The 17,972-nt window shown below is 63.3% G+C and carries 12 protein-coding genes; 10 read left to right on the top strand and 2 right to left on the bottom strand.

What is annotated here, in order from left to right; all coding sequences use genetic code 11:
- The first annotated feature begins 131 nt into the window (after positions 1–131).
- From JJ896_00335 to JJ896_00325, 3 genes are read left to right on the top strand one after another with little or no spacing between them, the layout of a single operon-like run.
- Complete coding sequence (locus tag JJ896_00335) at positions 132–2,585, top strand: TonB-dependent receptor (GenBank protein MBO6778073.1); 2,454 nt, start codon at positions 132–134, stop codon at positions 2,583–2,585.
- Positions 2,582–3,436 (top strand): DUF4249 family protein, encoded by an 855-nt coding sequence (locus tag JJ896_00330; GenBank protein MBO6778072.1) that lies wholly within the window; start codon positions 2,582–2,584, stop codon positions 3,434–3,436. The genes JJ896_00335 and JJ896_00330 overlap by 4 nt, the downstream gene beginning before the upstream one ends.
- A gap of 14 nt (positions 3,437–3,450) precedes the next feature.
- Positions 3,451–4,278 carry a hypothetical protein gene (locus tag JJ896_00325; GenBank protein MBO6778071.1) on the top strand — a complete coding sequence of 276 codons (828 nt, stop codon included), beginning with the start codon at positions 3,451–3,453 and terminating at the stop codon, positions 4,276–4,278.
- On the opposite strand, the gene JJ896_00320 is transcribed toward JJ896_00325, so the two are convergent.
- Positions 4,235–5,329 carry a VCBS repeat-containing protein gene (locus tag JJ896_00320; GenBank protein MBO6778070.1) on the bottom strand — a complete coding sequence of 365 codons (1,095 nt, stop codon included), beginning with the start codon at positions 5,327–5,329 and terminating at the stop codon, positions 4,235–4,237. The two genes, JJ896_00325 and JJ896_00320, sit on opposite strands and share 44 nt — an antisense overlap.
- Before the next feature lie 63 nt (positions 5,330–5,392).
- Here JJ896_00320 and JJ896_00315 point away from each other — a divergent pair, with 63 nt between their 5' ends.
- A complete protein-coding gene (locus tag JJ896_00315) occupies positions 5,393–6,715 on the top strand; it encodes a serine hydrolase (GenBank protein ID MBO6778069.1) in 1,323 nt (440 codons plus the stop codon).
- An 18-nt stretch (positions 6,716–6,733) separates the two neighbouring features.
- Here JJ896_00315 and JJ896_00310 read toward each other — a convergent pair whose 3' ends face one another.
- Complete coding sequence (locus JJ896_00310; protein MBO6778068.1) at positions 6,734–7,090, bottom strand: DUF1304 domain-containing protein; 357 nt, start codon at positions 7,088–7,090, stop codon at positions 6,734–6,736.
- A 78-nt stretch (positions 7,091–7,168) separates the two neighbouring features.
- On the opposite strand from JJ896_00310, the gene JJ896_00305 reads away from it, so the two are divergent.
- The 6 genes from JJ896_00305 to JJ896_00280 all read left to right on the top strand — a co-directional run bounded on the left by JJ896_00305 (position 7,169) and on the right by JJ896_00280 (position 17,886).
- Positions 7,169–7,846, top strand: coding sequence for a DUF1176 domain-containing protein (locus tag JJ896_00305; protein ID MBO6778067.1), 678 nt, complete (start codon positions 7,169–7,171; stop codon positions 7,844–7,846).
- Positions 7,843–9,015, top strand: coding sequence for a T9SS type A sorting domain-containing protein (locus tag JJ896_00300; GenBank protein MBO6778066.1), 1,173 nt, complete (start codon positions 7,843–7,845; stop codon positions 9,013–9,015). The genes JJ896_00305 and JJ896_00300 overlap by 4 nt, the downstream gene beginning before the upstream one ends.
- A 71-nt stretch (positions 9,016–9,086) precedes the next feature.
- On the top strand, positions 9,087–10,211 hold the full coding sequence (locus JJ896_00295) for a beta-lactamase family protein (GenBank protein ID MBO6778065.1): 1,125 nt from the start codon (positions 9,087–9,089) through the stop codon (positions 10,209–10,211).
- 75 nt (positions 10,212–10,286) lie between these two features.
- On the top strand, positions 10,287–13,373 hold the full coding sequence (locus JJ896_00290) for a hypothetical protein (protein ID MBO6778064.1): 3,087 nt from the start codon (positions 10,287–10,289) through the stop codon (positions 13,371–13,373).
- Positions 13,374–13,504: 131 nt separating this feature from the next.
- Positions 13,505–14,572, top strand: coding sequence for a T9SS type A sorting domain-containing protein (locus JJ896_00285; protein ID MBO6778063.1), 1,068 nt, complete (start codon positions 13,505–13,507; stop codon positions 14,570–14,572).
- Positions 14,569–17,886 (top strand): T9SS type A sorting domain-containing protein, encoded by a 3,318-nt coding sequence (locus JJ896_00280; protein MBO6778062.1) that lies wholly within the window; start codon positions 14,569–14,571, stop codon positions 17,884–17,886. The genes JJ896_00285 and JJ896_00280 overlap by 4 nt, the downstream gene beginning before the upstream one ends.
- Positions 17,887–17,972 lie beyond the last annotated feature (86 nt).

Below are 17,972 nucleotides of genomic sequence, written 5' to 3'. Positions count from 1 at the left end.
TTTTGTGTCATGAGTGTGCTCCAGGTTCGCACACAGAGACGCAGGACTTCCCAGTCCGGGATCAGCGACGGTTGGGGGAGATGGTGCCCGGCTGTGTATTCTCAATAGCAACCCCAATGGCCTCACCCTCGATGCAACGAATCGCGGCGGTCCCGCTGACCGCAATATGGGCGCTGAGCCTGGTCTTCGCAGTGCAGCTCCGGGCCCAGACCACCACCCTTTCCGGTACGGTGCTCGACGCCGACTCGGGCGAGACCCTGCCCTATGCCAGTGTGCGCATCGACAGCCTGAGCCTGGGGGCCGCTACCAATCTGGACGGCCGTTTTGCCCTGCTCGGTGTGCCCGAAGGTCGCCACACGCTTAGCGTCTCCCATATCGGCTATCAGACGCTGGATCTGGTCGTCGAGGCCGTCGACGGCATGCGGCCCATCGAGATCAACCTGCAGCCCCGGACGGGCGAGCTGGATGAGGTCCTAGTCACCGCGGAACAATACGAAATGATGCGCACCTCAGGGGCCATCAGCCAGATTACCGTTTCGCCGAGAGAGCTCGCCGCACTGCCGAGCGTGGGGGAGGTAGACATTTTCAGGTCGTTGCAGCTGCTTCCCGGTATCAGCGGTACGAACGAGGGCTCCTCCGGGCTGTATGTGAGAGGCGGTACCCCGGACCAGAATCTGGTGCTGCTGGACGGCATGACCGTGTATCACGTCGACCACTTCTTTGGCTTCTTCAGCGCCTTCAATGCCGATGCCATCAAGGACGTTCAGGTGTACAAGGGTGGTTTTCCGGCCTCCTACGGCGGGCGTACCTCGAGCGTGGTGGATCTCACAGGGAAGAGCGGCGCGAACGACCTGCGCGCCGCCGTCGGAGTCAACCTGCTGAGCGCATCGTCCGTGATTGAAGCGCCGCTGGGCAGCCGCGCTACCGTGCTTGTGAGTGCGCGCCGGTCCTACACGGACGTGCTTCAGACCGGCATCTATACCTCCATTTTCGAGACCCTGACCGGCGAGGAAACCACGCCTGAGCCCGCCGCTCCGGGAGGGGGGCGTCGCCCTGGGGGAGCCTTCAACGCCGCATTCACGGGACCGGGTCAGGCCGTGGTGCAGCCTGATTTCTACTTCTACGACCTGAACGCAAAGGTCACCGTGCGACCGACAGATCGCGACGTGATCGCGATGAGTCTCTATGGTGGGCAGGACAACCTGGATGAGTCCCGGTTCACCTCCAACGAGATTGGCAACGGCACGATCGGGGCCCGCCTGGACAACGATATTTTCGACGTTACCAGTTGGGGCAATCAGGGCATCAGCGGCAAATGGTCCCGGCAATGGAACTCCAAGCTGTACTCAAACGCGATGCTGTCCTACACGGAGTATTTCTCGGAGAGTCTCCGCAATTCGCTGCTGGAGCGATTTCCGCTGGACGCCGACACAGTGGCTTTCAGCCGGGAGCTAAGCAGCCTCGAGGACAACTCGCTTTCGGATGCCACCCTGCGCATCGACAATGAGCTGGCCGTGTCCGGGGCTCACAGGCTGGGGTTTGGTGCACAGCTGACCGGCACCGACGTCGGGTATCGCCTGACCCGCAACGACACCCTCAGCATTCTGGACGCGGATCAGCAGTCTCGACTGCTCGCGATGTACGTACAGGACACCTGGTCCCCGTCAGACCGCGTGCGCCTGATCGCCGGAGTGCGCGTGGTCAACCACGACCTGACAGACGAGACGGTGGTCGAGCCGCGCGCCTCGGCCCGCATCGCGCTGTCGGAACGCATTCGGCTGAAGGCAGGCATCGGGCGCTACAACCAGTTCGTGGCGCGCGTGGTCAACGAGAATGTGACCGAAGGGGCTCGGGATTTCTGGCTCCTGGCCGATGGGCAGGACGTCGGAGTGCAGCGCTCTACCCACTATCTGGCGGGTGTCGCCTACGAGACGCCCAACTGGCTGTTGGACGTGGAGGCGTACCACAAGGATCTGACGGGACTGTCCGAGTTCACGCTGCGCTTTCGCCGTGGCGAGGCCGATTTTGAGGCCAGCGATCTGTTTTTCCAGGGCACGGGGACCGCGCGTGGACTGGAATTCCTGCTGCAGCGCAAGTTCGGCCCGACCACGGGATGGCTGTCATATACCCTGGCCGAGGTCGAGCACACATTCCCCGGTTTGAACGATGGCAAGCCGTTCCCGGCCCTGCATGATCAGCGCCACGAGCTCAAGGTGGTGCAGAGTTCACGCATCAACGAGCGGTGGAACGTGGCAGCCACCTTCACGCTCGCGACAGGCAAACCGTACACCACGCCCGAGTCCGAGTACGCCATCACGCTGCTTGACGGCAGCGAGCAGACGTACATCCACGTCGGACAGAAGAATGGCGTGCGGCTGCCGGCATATCACCGACTGGACGCCTCGGCGCACTATCGTTTTCCCGTGGGAAGCTCCACCGTGGATTTCGGCGTTTCCATCTTCAACCTGTACAATCGCCAGAACGTGTGGTATCGCCAGTTCGATCTGTCGCAATCGCCGTTCGTGACGACGGATGTGTCGTTTCTCGGCCTCACTCCCAACCTGTCCGTGAGGGTGGAGCTATGAGGTGGTTCTGTCTGATGGGCGCCGCGCTCCTGCTGGCGGCTTGCGACTCGACCGCCACGCAGCCGGCAGGCGATGACCTGGTGGTAGAGGCGTTCCTGTTCACCGAGGAGCCGGTGAACAACATCCGCATCACGGAGGCCATCCCACTCTCCGAAACGTCCGAGTCGGACTCGCTCGAGACCCCGGTGAACGATGCGGTAGTGACGCTCTTCAAGGAGGGCGTGCCGTTCCGCCTCAAGGCCTCGGGAACGGACGGCTTCTACCACTACGACGGCGATGACCTCGCGGTGGAAGAAGGGGATACGTTTCGTTTGACCGTGGAACGCGGCAATACATCGATTCAGGCTGAGACGACCGTGCCAGAACGTCCGGAAGGCGTGGCGCTATCGTCGGATCGGGTCGAGATTGTGCGCATTGTCATCGGGCCGGGCGGCCTTCAGACTCCGGGTGGAGAGTCGCGCGTACGGGAAAGCCTCCAGCGGGCCAGTATCCGCGTCGGCTGGGAGAACAGCCGTCGAGACCTGCACTTCGTGGTGGTCAACAGCCTGGTCGGTGAGAACCCGCGCTACATCCTGCCGGAGTTCATCCGCGTGCGCTTCGAGCCGTTCCGACTCGTTACCGAACCGACCGATGACAGCGCCTTCGACGTCAATCTGCGCACCCTTGAGGTGTTCGGTGCCCACCAGGCCGTAGTCTACCGCGTGAACAAGGAGTACGCGGATCTTTATGCAGGCCGCGAGCAGGACTCGCGAGACCTGAACGAGCCGCCATCCAACATTGAAGGCGGACTGGGCGTGTTCAGCGCGTTTGCCGGGGTGGCCATGCCGTTCGCCGTGGTACCGGTGGAGTGAGGCTGGCCCCTGCCATGTTGATCCTGATTTGGGGTCACGCGGCGCATGCGCACGACGTGCCGGCAGATACGCTGGATGCTCAGAGAGCTCATCGCCCGTATTTCTTCTATCAGTACCAGAACGACAGTGCCCCGTTTGGGGATCGACTGGGACCTTTTCGCACCGGCCCCGACGACTACGTGACGACCGGTTTGTGGCTGCGGTGGCAGGGTGGGTCGTGGGTAGTCGACGGATCACTGAACGTGCTGACCAATCGTCGAGCCGGCTATCGCGCGGATGTACTCAAGCTGTCCGGCGCCTACGTGATCCGGCCGGCTGGGTTTGAGCTGTCTGCGGGTGGCGGCGTGGCCTTGCGGGGACAATTCGGCGGCGAGGCGGTGCAGAACCGGTACCACCGATGGACCGGTGCCAGGGAGCTGGATTTGCAGTACGCCCAGGGAGGGCTCGTCCCCTTGCTGACGCTCGCAGCCAGGACACCGGTGCAGAAGCTGCGGGCGATGCGCTCCGCCGCCTACGCAGAGGCCGAGGTGACGGGCGGGGTCGTGCCGGGTAACGTGCTGGCTGGCGGATTCGTGAGTTGCTGCCGGCTGTTTCGCTCAGGCGGTGTGAGCGGAGAACTGCGTGCAGACCTCGCCTACGTGGCCTGGTTCGGCACCGATTGGGTCACGGCCCCGTTGTTTGAACGGGGCTGGGCGCGCTCGCTCAACGCACGCGTCTGGTGGGCGAGACGTGGATCAATGGGCCTCCTGGTAAGCCGAAACGAACACGGCACGGGATTGCCTCAGTTTGGATTCCGCCTCACCGTCGGTCCCCCGAATTCGGGGCGGGTGTTTCAGAAGTGACGCTCAGGTACAGCACCGCTCTGGAGCTTGAGCCGTCTGCCACGACCAGATCATCCCTGCCGTCCGCGTTGAAGTCGGCCAGTAGAAGACCCCACGCGTTGCCTTCGAAGGAGAGGGAGTCCGTAGTGAGGGTCCCGCCGGCGACAACCAGGAGACCGGCGCTCCAGCCGCATACCACTGCGTCGTCCACATCGTCTCCATTGAGGTCCCCGGTGGCCACCAGCTTGGCGCCGCGGCTCATGGGAATCCGGGCGATGCGGGACGAAAAGTTCGGTCCGGCCCAGACTTCGATGTCGTTTGAGCCTTCGCCGGACACCGCAACCAAGTCAGGCGCCCCGTCATGGTCGAGGTCTGCAAGGGCCACGCCGAACGGAGCCAGTGTTCCGATGGCCTGAGGTGGCGAGAAGGATCCGCCCCGGTTCATGGCGACTGCAGCCGTTCGGGGATTCGGAGTCACGAGGTCAGGAAACCCGTTTCCGTCGAGGTCCGCCAGATCGAACCCGAGGTAGGGGTCGCCTCCTGTGTCGATCAGGTACGAGCGGCCAGTCAATCCCGGCAGCACCCGGATGCCGCCGCGGTTGCGATCATCGACCAGGAGGTCCAGCACGCCATCGTCGTCTATGTCGTGAGCTCTGGCCACGTGGGGGTGCGGCTCCACATCCACTCGAACAGGGGAGTTAGGGGCCTCGACGAAGCCGCCCGCACCGTCGCCATGCAGCAGCGTGACATGGCTCGTTTCGTGGTTTGCAATCACGGCGTCCAGGTGCCCGTCTCCGTTGAGGTCGACGGCCTGCACGCTGGTGGGATTACGTCCGGCCTGCACGGAGGTGCGGCGCGTCAAGCGACCACGGCCGTCTCCCGCGAACAGTGTCAGACGATGGGACCCTGCCGAAACGGCAATCGTGTCCATGCGCCCATCGCCCGTGAAATCACCGGCGGCCATGTTTACCTCCCCGGGACCGGCATCGAGCCTCTGGAGCGTGAAGGGGACGCCGGCCAGCACGACGGTGTCTGGCTGCGCGATGAACAGAGCAACTAGCAGGGCAATCATGCAGATAGGACACGGGAGCCCGGACTGCGTTGCCGAAGGTCGGGCCTGCACGTAGGTTGCTGCATGACCGAGTTCGTGTGCAGGTGTTCGGAGCGGGTCCTGCAGGGCTCTATTCTCCTGATGCTGCTCCTGGTTCTCGGGGCGGCCGGCGTGCGTGCGCAATACTTCCCGCCCACCGAGGGCGAAGAGTGGGAGAGCGTCAGTCCGGCCTCGTTGTCCTGGGACTCCGAGGCGCTGGCAGAGCTGCTGGCGTTCCTGGACGATCGCAATACGCGGGCCTTCGTCGTGCTCCACCGGGGACGCATCGTGGTGGAGGAGTATTTCGCGGGAGCTGCCAGAGACGACGAGCGGGTCTGGTATTCGGCCGGGAAGAGTCTGATGGCCGCCCTGGTGGGCATGGCGCAACACGAGGGGCTCGTGAGCCTGGACAGTGCGACGACGGACTATCTGGGTCGGTGGACCTCGATGCCGGAACAGGACGAGCGGCGCATCACGGTTTGGCACCAGCTGACCATGACAACCGGACTGGATGAAGACGTTTCTTTTGGCTGCACGCTTCGGTTGTGCCTGCAGAAACGCGTGGAGCCCGGCCAGCGGTGGGTGTATCACAACGCCCCGTACAGCTTGCTGAGGGACGTGGTTGAACAGGCATCGGGCGAAGATCTGACCGACTTCACGCGGAACCGGCTTACCTCCACGACCGGATTCACAGGCCACTGGCAGGCAAGCGGCTTCAACAACTTCTTCTATTCGACTGCGCGCAGCGCCGCTCGCTTCGGTCTGCTTGTTCGGTCGGGAGGTGACTGGCAAGGCACCCAGGTGTTGCCCGACACCGCGTTCACCCGGGCCATGCTGGTGCCGTCACAGGAGCTGAACCCGTCCTACGGGCTGCTCTGGTGGCTGAATGGGCAAGCATCCTATATCCCGGCCGACAGTCCGGAAACGATGCAGGGCGCTATTTCGACCCACGCCCCTGCCGACGCCCTGATCGCGGCGGGTTCTCAAGGTCAGTTCATTTCCGTTGCGCCGTCGCTGGATCTGATCATGGTCCGCATGGGGCGCGATCCCGGTGGTGGTCTGGCACCGCTTGATTTCCACGACGAAATCTGGCAGCGACTTCGTATGGTGATCTCGTCCTCCAGCTCGGCCGAGGCTCACCCTTCAAGGCCACAGTTGTACATGTATCCAAACCCGGCTGACGGACAGGTGATGGTCAGCGGGCACCAGCCGGGAGAGCTGGAGCTGTTTGATGTGCTGGGGAGGCGGGTCCTGCGGGTCGCGAGTACCGGTGCCCCTACCACGCTGGACATCTCTGCGCTGCCGGCCGGGCTCTATGTGGTTGTAGCGCCAGGGAGCAGGGGTGGCCAGGTGTTGATGGTGCAGTGAGGGGCGTGCCGGATCGGCCTAGGACGCGAGCGTCAGCGCCAGCGCAAGCGCTGCCGGCGCCGCCTGAACCCAGAGAATCTTGCGCGACGCGGTAATCGCGCCGAGGATTCCCGCCAGGATCACGCAGCCGAGAAAGAAGAGCCGGATGGCAACCCCCGCATCGCCCAGCCAGATTCCCCAGATGAGGCCTGCGGCCAGGAAGCCGTTGTAGAGGCCCTGATTGATGGCTAGCACCTTGGTCGCCGCGGCTTTCTCGGGCGTGTTGCCGAAGACCCGCATGCCATACGGCTTGTCCCAGAGGTACATCTCCAACACCAGGAAATAGAGGTGCAGGAGGGCTACGAGGGCAGTGACAAGGAGCGCGGCGGTCTGCATGCCGACAACATACGCCGCAACGTGCGCGCAGAGAGCGTGGACCTATATTCGGATTCCTTGTCGCCAGTTGCTGCCGCCATGACCCGGATTGTCGCTTGTTTGATAGCCCTCGCACTCTTGGGATGCGGAGAGCGGCAGGGCGGTGATCAGACGGTGGACGAAGCCGGTCCTGAGACGCCCGTTGAATCGGTGGTCCGGGTAAATCCGACCGCGACCATGGAGGACGCGGCTGCCCTGTTGACGAGTTCGTTTGCCGACGATTGCATCGACCGCGAACCCGGCGAAGAGCCCATGATTCCGGACGAGAGCGTCGATGTCGTGCTCGCCGATGGTCGAACGGCCAGGTTGTTCAGGATGTCCTGCGCGCTCGGTGCCTACAATTCCTCCGAGGTGTGGCTTCGACAGGTCGGGGACGGTCAGTTGGAGGCGCTTACGTTTCGCACGCCTGAGGTCACGTATGCTTATGCCGATGAGGATGAGACGCAGTTGACTTCTCCGCCGGAGGTGACCGGATTTCGGGAGAGCAACATGTTGGTGAACAGCAGCTTCGATCCGGAGTCCGGGCAGATCAACTCGTTCATCAAGTGGCGGGGCCTGGGCGATGCGTGGGAGGCCGGCACATGGACCCTGGCCGGGAGTGAGTTCGAGTTGACCCGGTACGTGGTTGACCCCACCTGGTCTGCCAACGCGGCGGCCGAGGACGGCACAATCGATGAGACGAGCTGGGAGATCTTCCCGGCGGTGAGGCAGCAGTGAGGCTTGCCACAGCGCTGGTCCTTCTGGCGCTGCTGGTTCCGGATGTCGCGGTCGCACAGTCGAGCGCATACATCTACATCAGTTCGCGCAACACATCGTCCGTCAAGCGCTATCGAGCGGACACCGGGGCCTACGTGGACGAATTCGTGGAGTCGGGAGCCGGTGGTCTGCTGCATCCTCAGGAGGTGCTGTGGGCCCCCGACGGGAATCTGCTGGTGACGGGACACGGAAACTCGGCGGTCAAGAAGTACGATGGGCAGTCAGGCACCTACCTGGGCGACTTCACATCGGGATACCAGCTTTCGAGGCCCACAAAGGCGGCCTTCGGTCCCGACGGATACCTGTACGTGAGCCAATGGGGAGCCGGTCAGCCAGAGGTCGCCCGATTCGACGGTGCGACCGGTGTGTTCGTGGACGAGGTCACGGCGAACGGCTCAGACGTCGCACCCATGGGCCAGGCCTGGGACAGTCAGGTGCGACTCCATGTGGTCACCTTCGCCGCCGGGGAATTGCGGCGCTACGACGAGGACGGCAGCTTCGAGGTGCTCATTTCCGGGCTTTCCGGGCCCGTCAATGTCTGGTTGGGCGATTCGAACCAGGCGTACATCGTGGAATGGGGCACGAGCACCCGCGGATCCGGGCGCGTGGTGGAGTACAACCTGGAGACCCGTGGTTTCACGCGGGTAGTGGCTGAGGGCTTGCAACACGCCGAGGGGTGGACGTTCGGGCCGGAGGACGAGTTGTTATACGTCTGCGACTGGACGGCGAACGCGGTATATCGCTATGACTTTGCCACGGGAGAGCGTCAGGGCAAGTTCATTGCCGGTGCCGGGCTGGATACTCCGAACAGTATTGTTTTTGGGCCGCCGACGGGGCCGGTGGGCGTCGAGTCTTCTCACCGGCTGGAGAGATTTCAGGTCGGGGCCGTGTTTCCGAATCCAGCCAACGGCTCGGCTTCGATTCCCGTGCAAGTGGCACGCCCCGGCCTGGTCGAGATCGCCGTGTTCGATGTGTTGGGTCGGCCACTGGGTGGCAACCGCTCCCATCATGTGTCTGTCGGGAGCCAGGAGCTTCTGGTCGAGACGGCGGGGTTGCCTGTTGGGGTATACCTGGTCGCTTTGGAGTTCGGCGACCTTCGGTGGGCCAGGCGTGTCGTCATCGGGCGTTGAGACCAGTCTGGGTTGACCTTCTCTGCACGATGCCCGGTATTGCCATCAGCCCTCGCCACACACAAACGCCCATGCGACCCGCACGCTTCCTGCTCTCGGTCCTGATCCTGTCCGCTGCCTCCTCGGCCCACGCCCAGGACTGGGCGTCTGTTGAGCGGGAGCATCAACGGCTGATTGCCTCCTCCGGCATCGTCGGAAGCACGCTCGCCCTGGTTGAGGGCGGTGCCGTAACGCAGCGGCAGGACCTTGGGTGGGCGGTCGTAGACAAGCGACCAGTCGACATCCAGACCCTGTTTCACTGGGCGTCCATCACAAAGACTTTCACAGGCGTCGCGGTCATGCAGCTCAGGGACCGCGGACTCATCTCGCTTGAGGACCCGATTGTCGAATACGTGCCGGAGCTGCGGCAGGCGCACAACCCGTTCGGCTCGATGCAGGACATCACGGTCGGGCACCTCATGGCGCACGCAGCCGGATTCCGGGGTTCGACATGGCCCTGGGACGGCGGTGAGGACTGGCAGCCCTGGGAGCCCACGGCGTGGAGTCAGTTGGTGGCCATGATGCCCTACACGGACATCGCTTTCGAGCCCGGCTCACGATTCCAGTACTCGAATCCCGGCATCGTCTTCCTGGGAAGCATGATTGAAGCGGTGACGGGCGATGTGTTCGAAGCCTACATCGAGAAAAACATCTTCCGGCCGCTCGGCATGCGCTCGGCCTACTTCGACGTGGCGCCGTGGCATCTGGCTGAGCACAGGTCGGAGAACTATCGGCTCGTCGAAGGGAGCCCCGTCGCAAACGGCGATTTCAACACGGGCATCACGGTGTCCAACGGCGGGCTGAATGCCACGGTGGACGATCTGGCGAAGTGGATCGGCTTCCTCACCGGCGCCGTGGATGCCCCGGTCCTGAGCCGGGAGAGCCTTGCTGAAATGTGGCAGGAGGTGGTGCCCGTGGGGGAGATGGAACTCGGCCATGAAGGCATGGGGCTCACGTTCTGGCTCTATCCGGATCGAGGGCTGGTCGGACATACCGGGAGTCAGCGGGGGTTCTTTTCCTTCATGCTGTTCGATCCGGAGGAAGGGCGTGGGGTGCTGGCGACATTCAACACTGCCGGTGGGGATGAGACTGGACCGGATACAAGGGCCGTGCTGAACGCGGTGAGGTTGGCGGCCGCGGAGTACCTGCGGGAGTAGACTTTCGCGGGCGTGACAACGCTGGAAGCCTACTCGCGCCCGGGGTATTGTTGCACCGACCAAGCGCCACGACCCATGCCTCGCCTCCTCTGCCTAGCCCTGTTCGCGTTCTCCCTCACGGCCAACGCGCAGCCCCTGCCGGACAGCTTCCTTGACGGTCTGGAATTCCGCGAAATCGGCCCTGCCACCATGAGTGGTCGCGTGGTCGACCTCGCCGTTCAGGTCGACGATCCCTACACGTTCTACGTGGCGTCCGCGACCGGCGGAGTCTGGAAGACCACCAACAACGGCGTCACGTTCGAGGCGCAGTTCCAGAACGAGGCGGTGCACTCCATCGGTGACATTGCGCTGCACGCCATCGCGGACAGCATCCTGTGGGTGGGCACCGGAGAACGTGCAAATCGGCAGAGTTCGTCCTGGGGGAACGGCGTCTATCGATCGACCGACGGCGGCAAGACGTTCACCCATCTCGGGCTCGACGAGACCCGACATGTAGGCCGCATCGCCCTTCATCCGAGCGATCCTGACGTGGCGTGGGTGGCCGGCATGGGACACCTGTGGGGACCGAACCCTGAGCGAGGCCTCTACAAAACGAGCGACGGCGGCGCGACGTGGGAACGACTGCTGTTTGTCGATGACGAGACGGGCGTGGTGGATGTCGCGGTGGATCACACCAACCCCGACATTCTTTATGCGGCAACCTACCAGCGTCAGCGCCGGGCCTACGGCTTTCACGGGGGTGGTCCGGGCAGCGGCCTGCACAAGTCCACAGACGGCGGCCGCACGTGGCGGGAGATGCGCAACGGTCTGCCGGAGGGCGACTTTGGACGCATCGGCATTGCACTCTGGGAAGCGGATCCGTCCGTGATCACCATCAGCGTCGAGCAGGGCTGGCAGTACAACGCCTCCACGGCCTACGGCGAGCGCCGGGCCGGCGTGTATCGCAGCGAAGACCGAGGGGAGACCTGGACATTCATGAGCGACTGGAATCCTCGCCCGATGTACGCGAGCCAGCCGTACATGGACCCGAGCGACGACCAGCGCATCTACATGCAGAACAGCTTCAGCTGGTCGGATGACGGCGGCCGGACGTTCACACGCGCGCGCCAGTCCCTCCACGGCGACGACCGCATCGTATGGGTCAACCCCGCCGACTCCCGGCACGTGATCAAGGGGGACGATGGGGGCATCGGCATTTCCTACGACCGAGCGCTGACGTGGCTCTATGTGACCTCGCTGCCCATCGCCCAGTTCTACCGGGTGGATGTCGACATGCGTGATCCCTATTGGGTGTACGGGGGTCTGCAGGACAATGGAAGTTGGGCTGGGCCCAGCGAGACCTACCGTAACCGAGGCATCCTCAACGAGGACTGGATCAAGACGGGTGGGGGCGATGGGTTTGTCAATCACGTGTCCCGATCCGATCCCGACCGGCTCTACACGGAATCGCAGTACCTGGGGCTGTCCATGCTCGACCTCGGCACGGGTGAGCGGCGGTCCATTCGTCCCGGGGATCCGCAGGGAAGGATTGGTCCTCGGCGTAATTGGACGTCCTGGGGGCCGGGCGTGCCGGAGCCCGAGCTGGGCAACGCCATGGCTCCCGCCAACTGGGACGGACCGTTTGTGCTGAGTGCGCACCACCCGGAGACGATCTATGCCGCCACGAACATCTTCTGGCGTTCGCGTGACGGCGGTGATACCTGGGAGGCGCTCGGTGATCTGACCACGGGGACGGACCGGCGCTACATGACCATCATGGGGCAGGTGCCGCACGATTCCACGCTGTCACTGGATGACGGCATTCCGTACTGGCCGACCATCGCCTCGATTGCCGAGAGCCCACTGGACGCTGATTTCCTGCTGGCAGGCACGGACGATGGGCTGCTGCATGTTTCGCACGATGCCGGGGCTACCTGGACGGACGTCACGGAGCGCTTGCCTGGAGCTCCAGACGATCTGTGGGTCGCCGGGATCGAGGCCTCGCGACACGCCGCGGGCACCGCGTACGTGGTGGTCAACAACTATCGGAATGACGATTACGGCAACTACCTCTACGTGACGGACGACGCTGGTGAGACGTGGCGCTCGATCACCACGGGGCTGCCGCACGGCCGCGTGCTGCGCACCCTGCGGGAGGACCCCAGAGAGCCGAATGCACTCTACCTCGGAGCGGAGATCGGTCTGTTTGTCTCCGTGGATCGGGGAGAGACCTGGACCGAATGGACGGCCAATCTGCCGACGGCCGCCGTGAACGATCTTGTCGTGCATCCGCGGGACAACGACCTGGTGCTGGGCACCCACGGCCGGGGCATCTGGATACTGGACGATCTCGGGCCGATTCAGGCGGCGGCGCGAGGCGATGCTTCGCCGCTGTTCGAGCCGCCGACGGCCCGCATGATTCGCTATCGCAGTGAGCGGGGGCATGCCGGGGACATGATTTTCTACGGTCAAAATCCGGCGCGCGGGGCGCTGATCACGTACCAGCTGGCTCGCGGCGTGTCTGCCTCCGATGTGGCTCTGGACATCCTCGGTCTGGATGGCAGTCACGTGCGATCGCTGCGCGTGGACACCTCAGCGGGAATGCATCGCACAACCTGGAACTTCCGGCACGAGGATCTGGCGCCGGCGCCGGCGGACACGACCGGCGGGCGCGCGGGGCGCACGGGTTTTGCGCCCTCTGGTCCCATGGCGTTGCCGGGGCAGTATCGCGTTCGACTGACGCTGGCCGGCGAGGTATTTGAACAGCCGTTGACGGTGATGGAAGATCCGCGCCTGGAGGTGGATCCGGCCGTGCGCTCCGACTGGACGGAGACGCAGTTCGCAATCGGTGACCTTTGGAATACGGTTGCTCGAGACGCCGAGTTCGTGGTGCACACCGAGGCGTACCTAAGCTCTCTGGGCGATGCGGTCCGCGCTTCGAGCGAGCGCTCTGAGATTGCAGAGCTGAGCCGCAAGTATCAGGAGCTCATGTCCCGAGTGCGCTCGCTGTATGGGCAGGTCGGCGGCTGGACCGGGCCGATGACGGCGGACCAGGAGAGCATGTTTGCGTACTACAGCGAGATGCTCGGCCGGCTGGCCGAGCAGGCGGGGATGATGCGAACCCGGTGGCTGCCTCGTGTGAATCGAGGGTTGCCGCGGGCGATGCGGTTGCAGGTGCCGTAGGGCGGGCTCCGCGGGGAATTCTGTCGAAAGGAGTCCCATGAGGTAGGCGGTGGTCGTTTCAGGCTGGACGCTCGGTGATCCCGCCCGGCCGCGAATTGCGTGTACAGGCTTGCACACAATTCGTGAAAGTGATGGCGCACTCCACATCCATCTACCGAGCATGCCTGTTGGCCTCACTCTTGTGGGCCACCGGATCGACCGCCCAGACGATCACGTTTGCCGACTTTGCAGCCACCGTCCAGCCGGGTACGGTGGTGATGGCCAGCGAAAGCGCAAGAATCGAGTTGGACATCGGCACACCTGGGAGCGGCAATCAATGGGTCTTCAGCTACCTCCCGGCCCTGTCGACTCAGACTTCAATCCTGGCTCCAGCGGCGACCCCGTTTGCTGCGGAGTTTTCTGGCGCGACGCACGTTACATATGGCGAGGTAGCGGATACTGATTTTCAGGGGGAGGCCTGGGTCTATCAGGCTCTTCGCGACACCAGGCTGTCGCAATTGGGGTCAGCGAGCAATGTCCCGGGGTTAGAAGGGAAGCTGGTCTACAGCCCTGCTCTGGTCGTCCTGGAGTTTCCGCTGGAATTGGGAAGGGCCGTGTCCTCAAGTGCCTTGGCTACTACGACAACTACCCTCGGGACGACCACGATTACGCTCGCCGACAGCGTGCACGCGGAGAGCGTCGTTGACGCGACGGGACAACTCATTCTGCCGGACGGAATCTCTCGACCGGCTGTTCGGGTGAGGAGCACGCGCGTCTTTCGGTCCTTGTCGGGCACGACTGTAATGGAAGACATTTCATTCCTCACGTCCGATGGCTACGGAGTTTCCCTGGAGGAACCCGACTCAACGGGCGTCACCGAGGGCAGGGTGACCGGTGATGTCAGGTGGGCCCATTCCGGCGGGGGCACCAATGTCCACCAAGCCCACGAGGCGGCAAGTGAAGGCATCCCATGGGGCGTGTATCCGAATCCAGTCCGCACCAACACGACCCTGTGGCTCGACATGCCCTCGGCAGAATCCGCGCGCATCGAGTTAACCGACATTCTGGGGCGTCGCCTGGCCACGGTGTTTGACGGGGTGCTCGCTCCGGGCCCTCATGAGTGGAGCATCGATGCAAGTGGATACCCTCCGGGGGTCTATATCTGGACAGTTCGAGCTGGAGCGTGGAGTGCGAGTCGTCTGATGCACCGGAGCCGATGACACGGCGCTGCGCCTCCCGCCCGGCAACGCGCGCCTGGCCCAAGAGCATTGCAGTGTGGGGATTCAGCCGACTGTTCGCGTCGCTGCTTGTGGTGGCCGGGTCTCTACAGACGGTCAGTGGCCAAGCCGTTCACGCTGCCAATCTTGGGCTATTCGAGACCAGCCTGACGTCGGAGGGCGTTGAAGCGGTCGATGTGAGCGCTGCTGGCGTGATTCTCGGATACGCCTCGCGCGGTACCGCACAGTTTTTCAATAGGGGAGCCTCCGGATGGGAGGCCGGGGTAGAACTTCCACAGGGCGGCCGCGGCGTCGCGATAGGAGACAGCCTGGCCGTGTTGGACGAAGGGCGACAGTGCGCCCAGGACTGTCGGGATGCTGTTTCGGTATATCGACGAACAGGAGGCGAGTGGACGCTTCTGGCGACTCTGAGGGATCCCCTTCCTAATGGTTTCTTCGGGTACGCTCTGGATGTCTGGGGGGAGTGGGTCGCAGTCGCCGGGGCACAGCCGGACGGCAAGGGAATCGTCTACCTCTACAAAGCGACCGAATCAACGGTCGTTTTGGATCAGACCCTTGTCGCGCCGACCCCTGTAGCCTCGGACGGCTTCGCCGCGACTATTTCCCTGTCCGGTGGAACGCTGGCGGTCAACTCCTATCACACCTTCAGCACCTACGTGCTTAGAGGCGATGCGTGGAGCTTTGAGCGGGCCTTCTTCGGTGCTCCCGTCGCCGATATCGCGCCTTCGGGTGCCCGGCTTGCGACAGTGCTCAATCAGTCTGGCGGCGGGGTCGAAGTCACCGTCTACGTAAGGTCCGAGGCAGAGTGGGAGGTCGAGTCCAAGGTTGTCCTGGAAGGCAGCATCTTTGCGGCAGCAACGACTCAAATGAACGACGACTTCATAGCCGTTCCCGTTGTCCCGGTTGGCCAGATCTTTGGCAACAACGAACTGCGGCTGCTATCCCGACATGGTGGCCATTGGGTGCAGGAAGGGATGGTTGCGGTGGCCGCGATCCCCGATGATTCCACCTGGGACATCGCCCTGGATTCGAGTCGAATTGTCGTAGGCGGGTCCAACTTCACGAATACGAGCGGCGGGGCGTCTGTCGTCGAGAGCCTGCCCCGGTCCGGCCATATGGCAGTCGATGCGGTCTATCCGACATCCGTCGGGGAGGGTGGGGTGGTCACGGTGTCCATCCTGGGGAGCGGATTCACCGAGTCGACGACCGTCAGTCTTGAGAGGGGGGCACAGATCTGGGAGCCGCTACGGCTCCGCGTGTCTCCGACGGGGAACCTGCTGTCCATCCAGCTCGACACGGGAGGGAGGTTTCTGGACTCGTGGACCGTCGTGGCTAGCGGAGCGGGTTCGGAACGAGCTAGTCTTGTGGACGGGCTGCACGTTGTTCCTCTCGAGGCTCCAGTTGTGCTAGCCTCGTACGTCGGGCCTCCAGCTACGACCGAGGGACTGAACAACGCGACCATCCAGTTGACCAACTCCGGGAATGTCGACGCAATCCTCGTTCCGCTCAGAGTGGGCGGTTTTCCCGAAGATGCCCCGCCCAGACTACGAGGAGGCGTGGGCGACTGGTTTCCGAGTCTGCCGGAATCTGACCTGGTTCTGGACAGCACAGATGCGGCTCTCGCAACTTCCTTGCTGATCCCCCGGGTCCCACCTGGGATCCCGTGCCTTCTGGATATGGAGTACGTGCGGCCGGGGACGTCGGACGCGGATGTTAGGTTGACCCTGGCCACCTCTCCACCGCTGGTTGGCGTGGATCCGTTGTCCAGTTCGGCCGGAAAGGGGGGGCGCATAGGGGACGCCTGCCTCAAGGCCGGACTACTCGCCGCGCTTGAGGAGGTTGCTTCGGCCTATGGGGGGCGAATAAAGATGAAGTGCATCAACGAGATGATTGGCCACCTGTCGACTTTGGCAGGCTTGGGGATCAATGTGGCTGGTGACTCGGATGCCCCGATTGACTACATCAAGCTGCTGTTCGAGACCTTCAAGCAGGCCCTCGTCTGCAGCGGGCATGCCCTGAGCGGTTCGACGGCGATCGGATTGGCGCTCAGTCTATCAGGATCGATTGGCCGTGGCATCGAGGCCATCGACAAATGCCTGGAAGACGAATGGAAGGAGGAACTGCAGCGGCCACTCGATTGGCCGGGACCGCACTCAGTGCCTTTGCCACACCGGAGGTCTGAGGACCCCAACGAACTCCGAGGCCCACTCGGCCACGGCGAACGCAGAATGGTCTCGGCCGAGTCGGTGCTGTCGTATACCATCCTCTTCGAGAACCTCGTTTCCGCGACCGCTCCCGCTCGCCGGGTTGAGATCTCCACCATCCTGGATCCTGAACTCTTCGATCTCGAGACATTTGGTTTTGGCACCGTCTCGCTTGCTGACTCGACGATCGCTGGGGACGCCTGGAATCGTTCCAGCACCTCTTCGCTCCTGGACCTGCGTCCTGCCGTCGATGCCCTCGTGTACCTCACATCCAGTCTTGACGAGACCTCGGGAGAGGTTCGCTGGGTCATGACGGCACTGGACCCATCGACCGGGTCCATGACGACGAACCCCCTCAACGGATTCCTGCCACCCAATCACCTTCCACCTGGGGGCGAAGGCGCAGTCTCATTCTCTGTCAGGCCTCGCGGAGAGTTGACCACGGGTTCTGTACTCTCGGCAAGTGCGGACATCGTGTTCGACTCGAACCCGTCTATCCGTACCAATCAGTGGTCCAACGTGCTCGACGCGGATCCCCCGGTCTCCATGATCGAGTCTGTGCAGGAAGCAGATTCATCAAACTACGTCGTCTCATGGTCTGGGTCTGACGTCGGCGCCGGTATCGCCTCGTATAGCATCTACGTATCCCGGGACGGCAACGACTTCGAGCGATGGCTGCGGACTTCTGAAACCAACGGTGTATTCCATGGCGACACGCTGGCAACGTATCAGTTTGTCTCTGTAGCGTCCGATCTGGCAGGGAACATGGAGGAAGCGACGTTCGACTCGTGGACTGCGACGGCCCGCCCGCCTGAGCTTCCGTCCTCCCTTGGGATCAGCCTGAGGTCGCCCTTCCCCAATCCCGCCCTGGAGAGCGTGACCGTACCGTTCGCGGTCTCCCACGCGGGCCGGGTCACGCTGGAACTCTACGACACGTTGGGTCGCCGCCTGGTCACGGTTACAGAAGAGGAGTTCTATCTCCCCGGGAATCACGAGGTCAGCGTTGATCTCGAGGGTCTTGCAAGTGGCGTGTACCTGATTCTGGCGAAAGCCGGCGGTCACGCTACTACCTCAATGATCGTTCGTCGGTAGGCACTAAGAACGCGTCAGATTGGCGCGACCCTTTCCAGGTAAGCCTGATCCCGTAGGTCGCGGTTCTTCGTGTCAACCAGTGGCGA

Source organism: Rhodothermales bacterium (genome assembly GCA_017643395.1).
Classification (GTDB): Bacteria; Bacteroidota; Rhodothermia; order Rhodothermales; family UBA10348; genus JABDJZ01.
The sequence above is the reverse complement of the archived record's forward strand: the minus strand, read 5'-3'. Positions and strand labels throughout refer to the sequence as shown.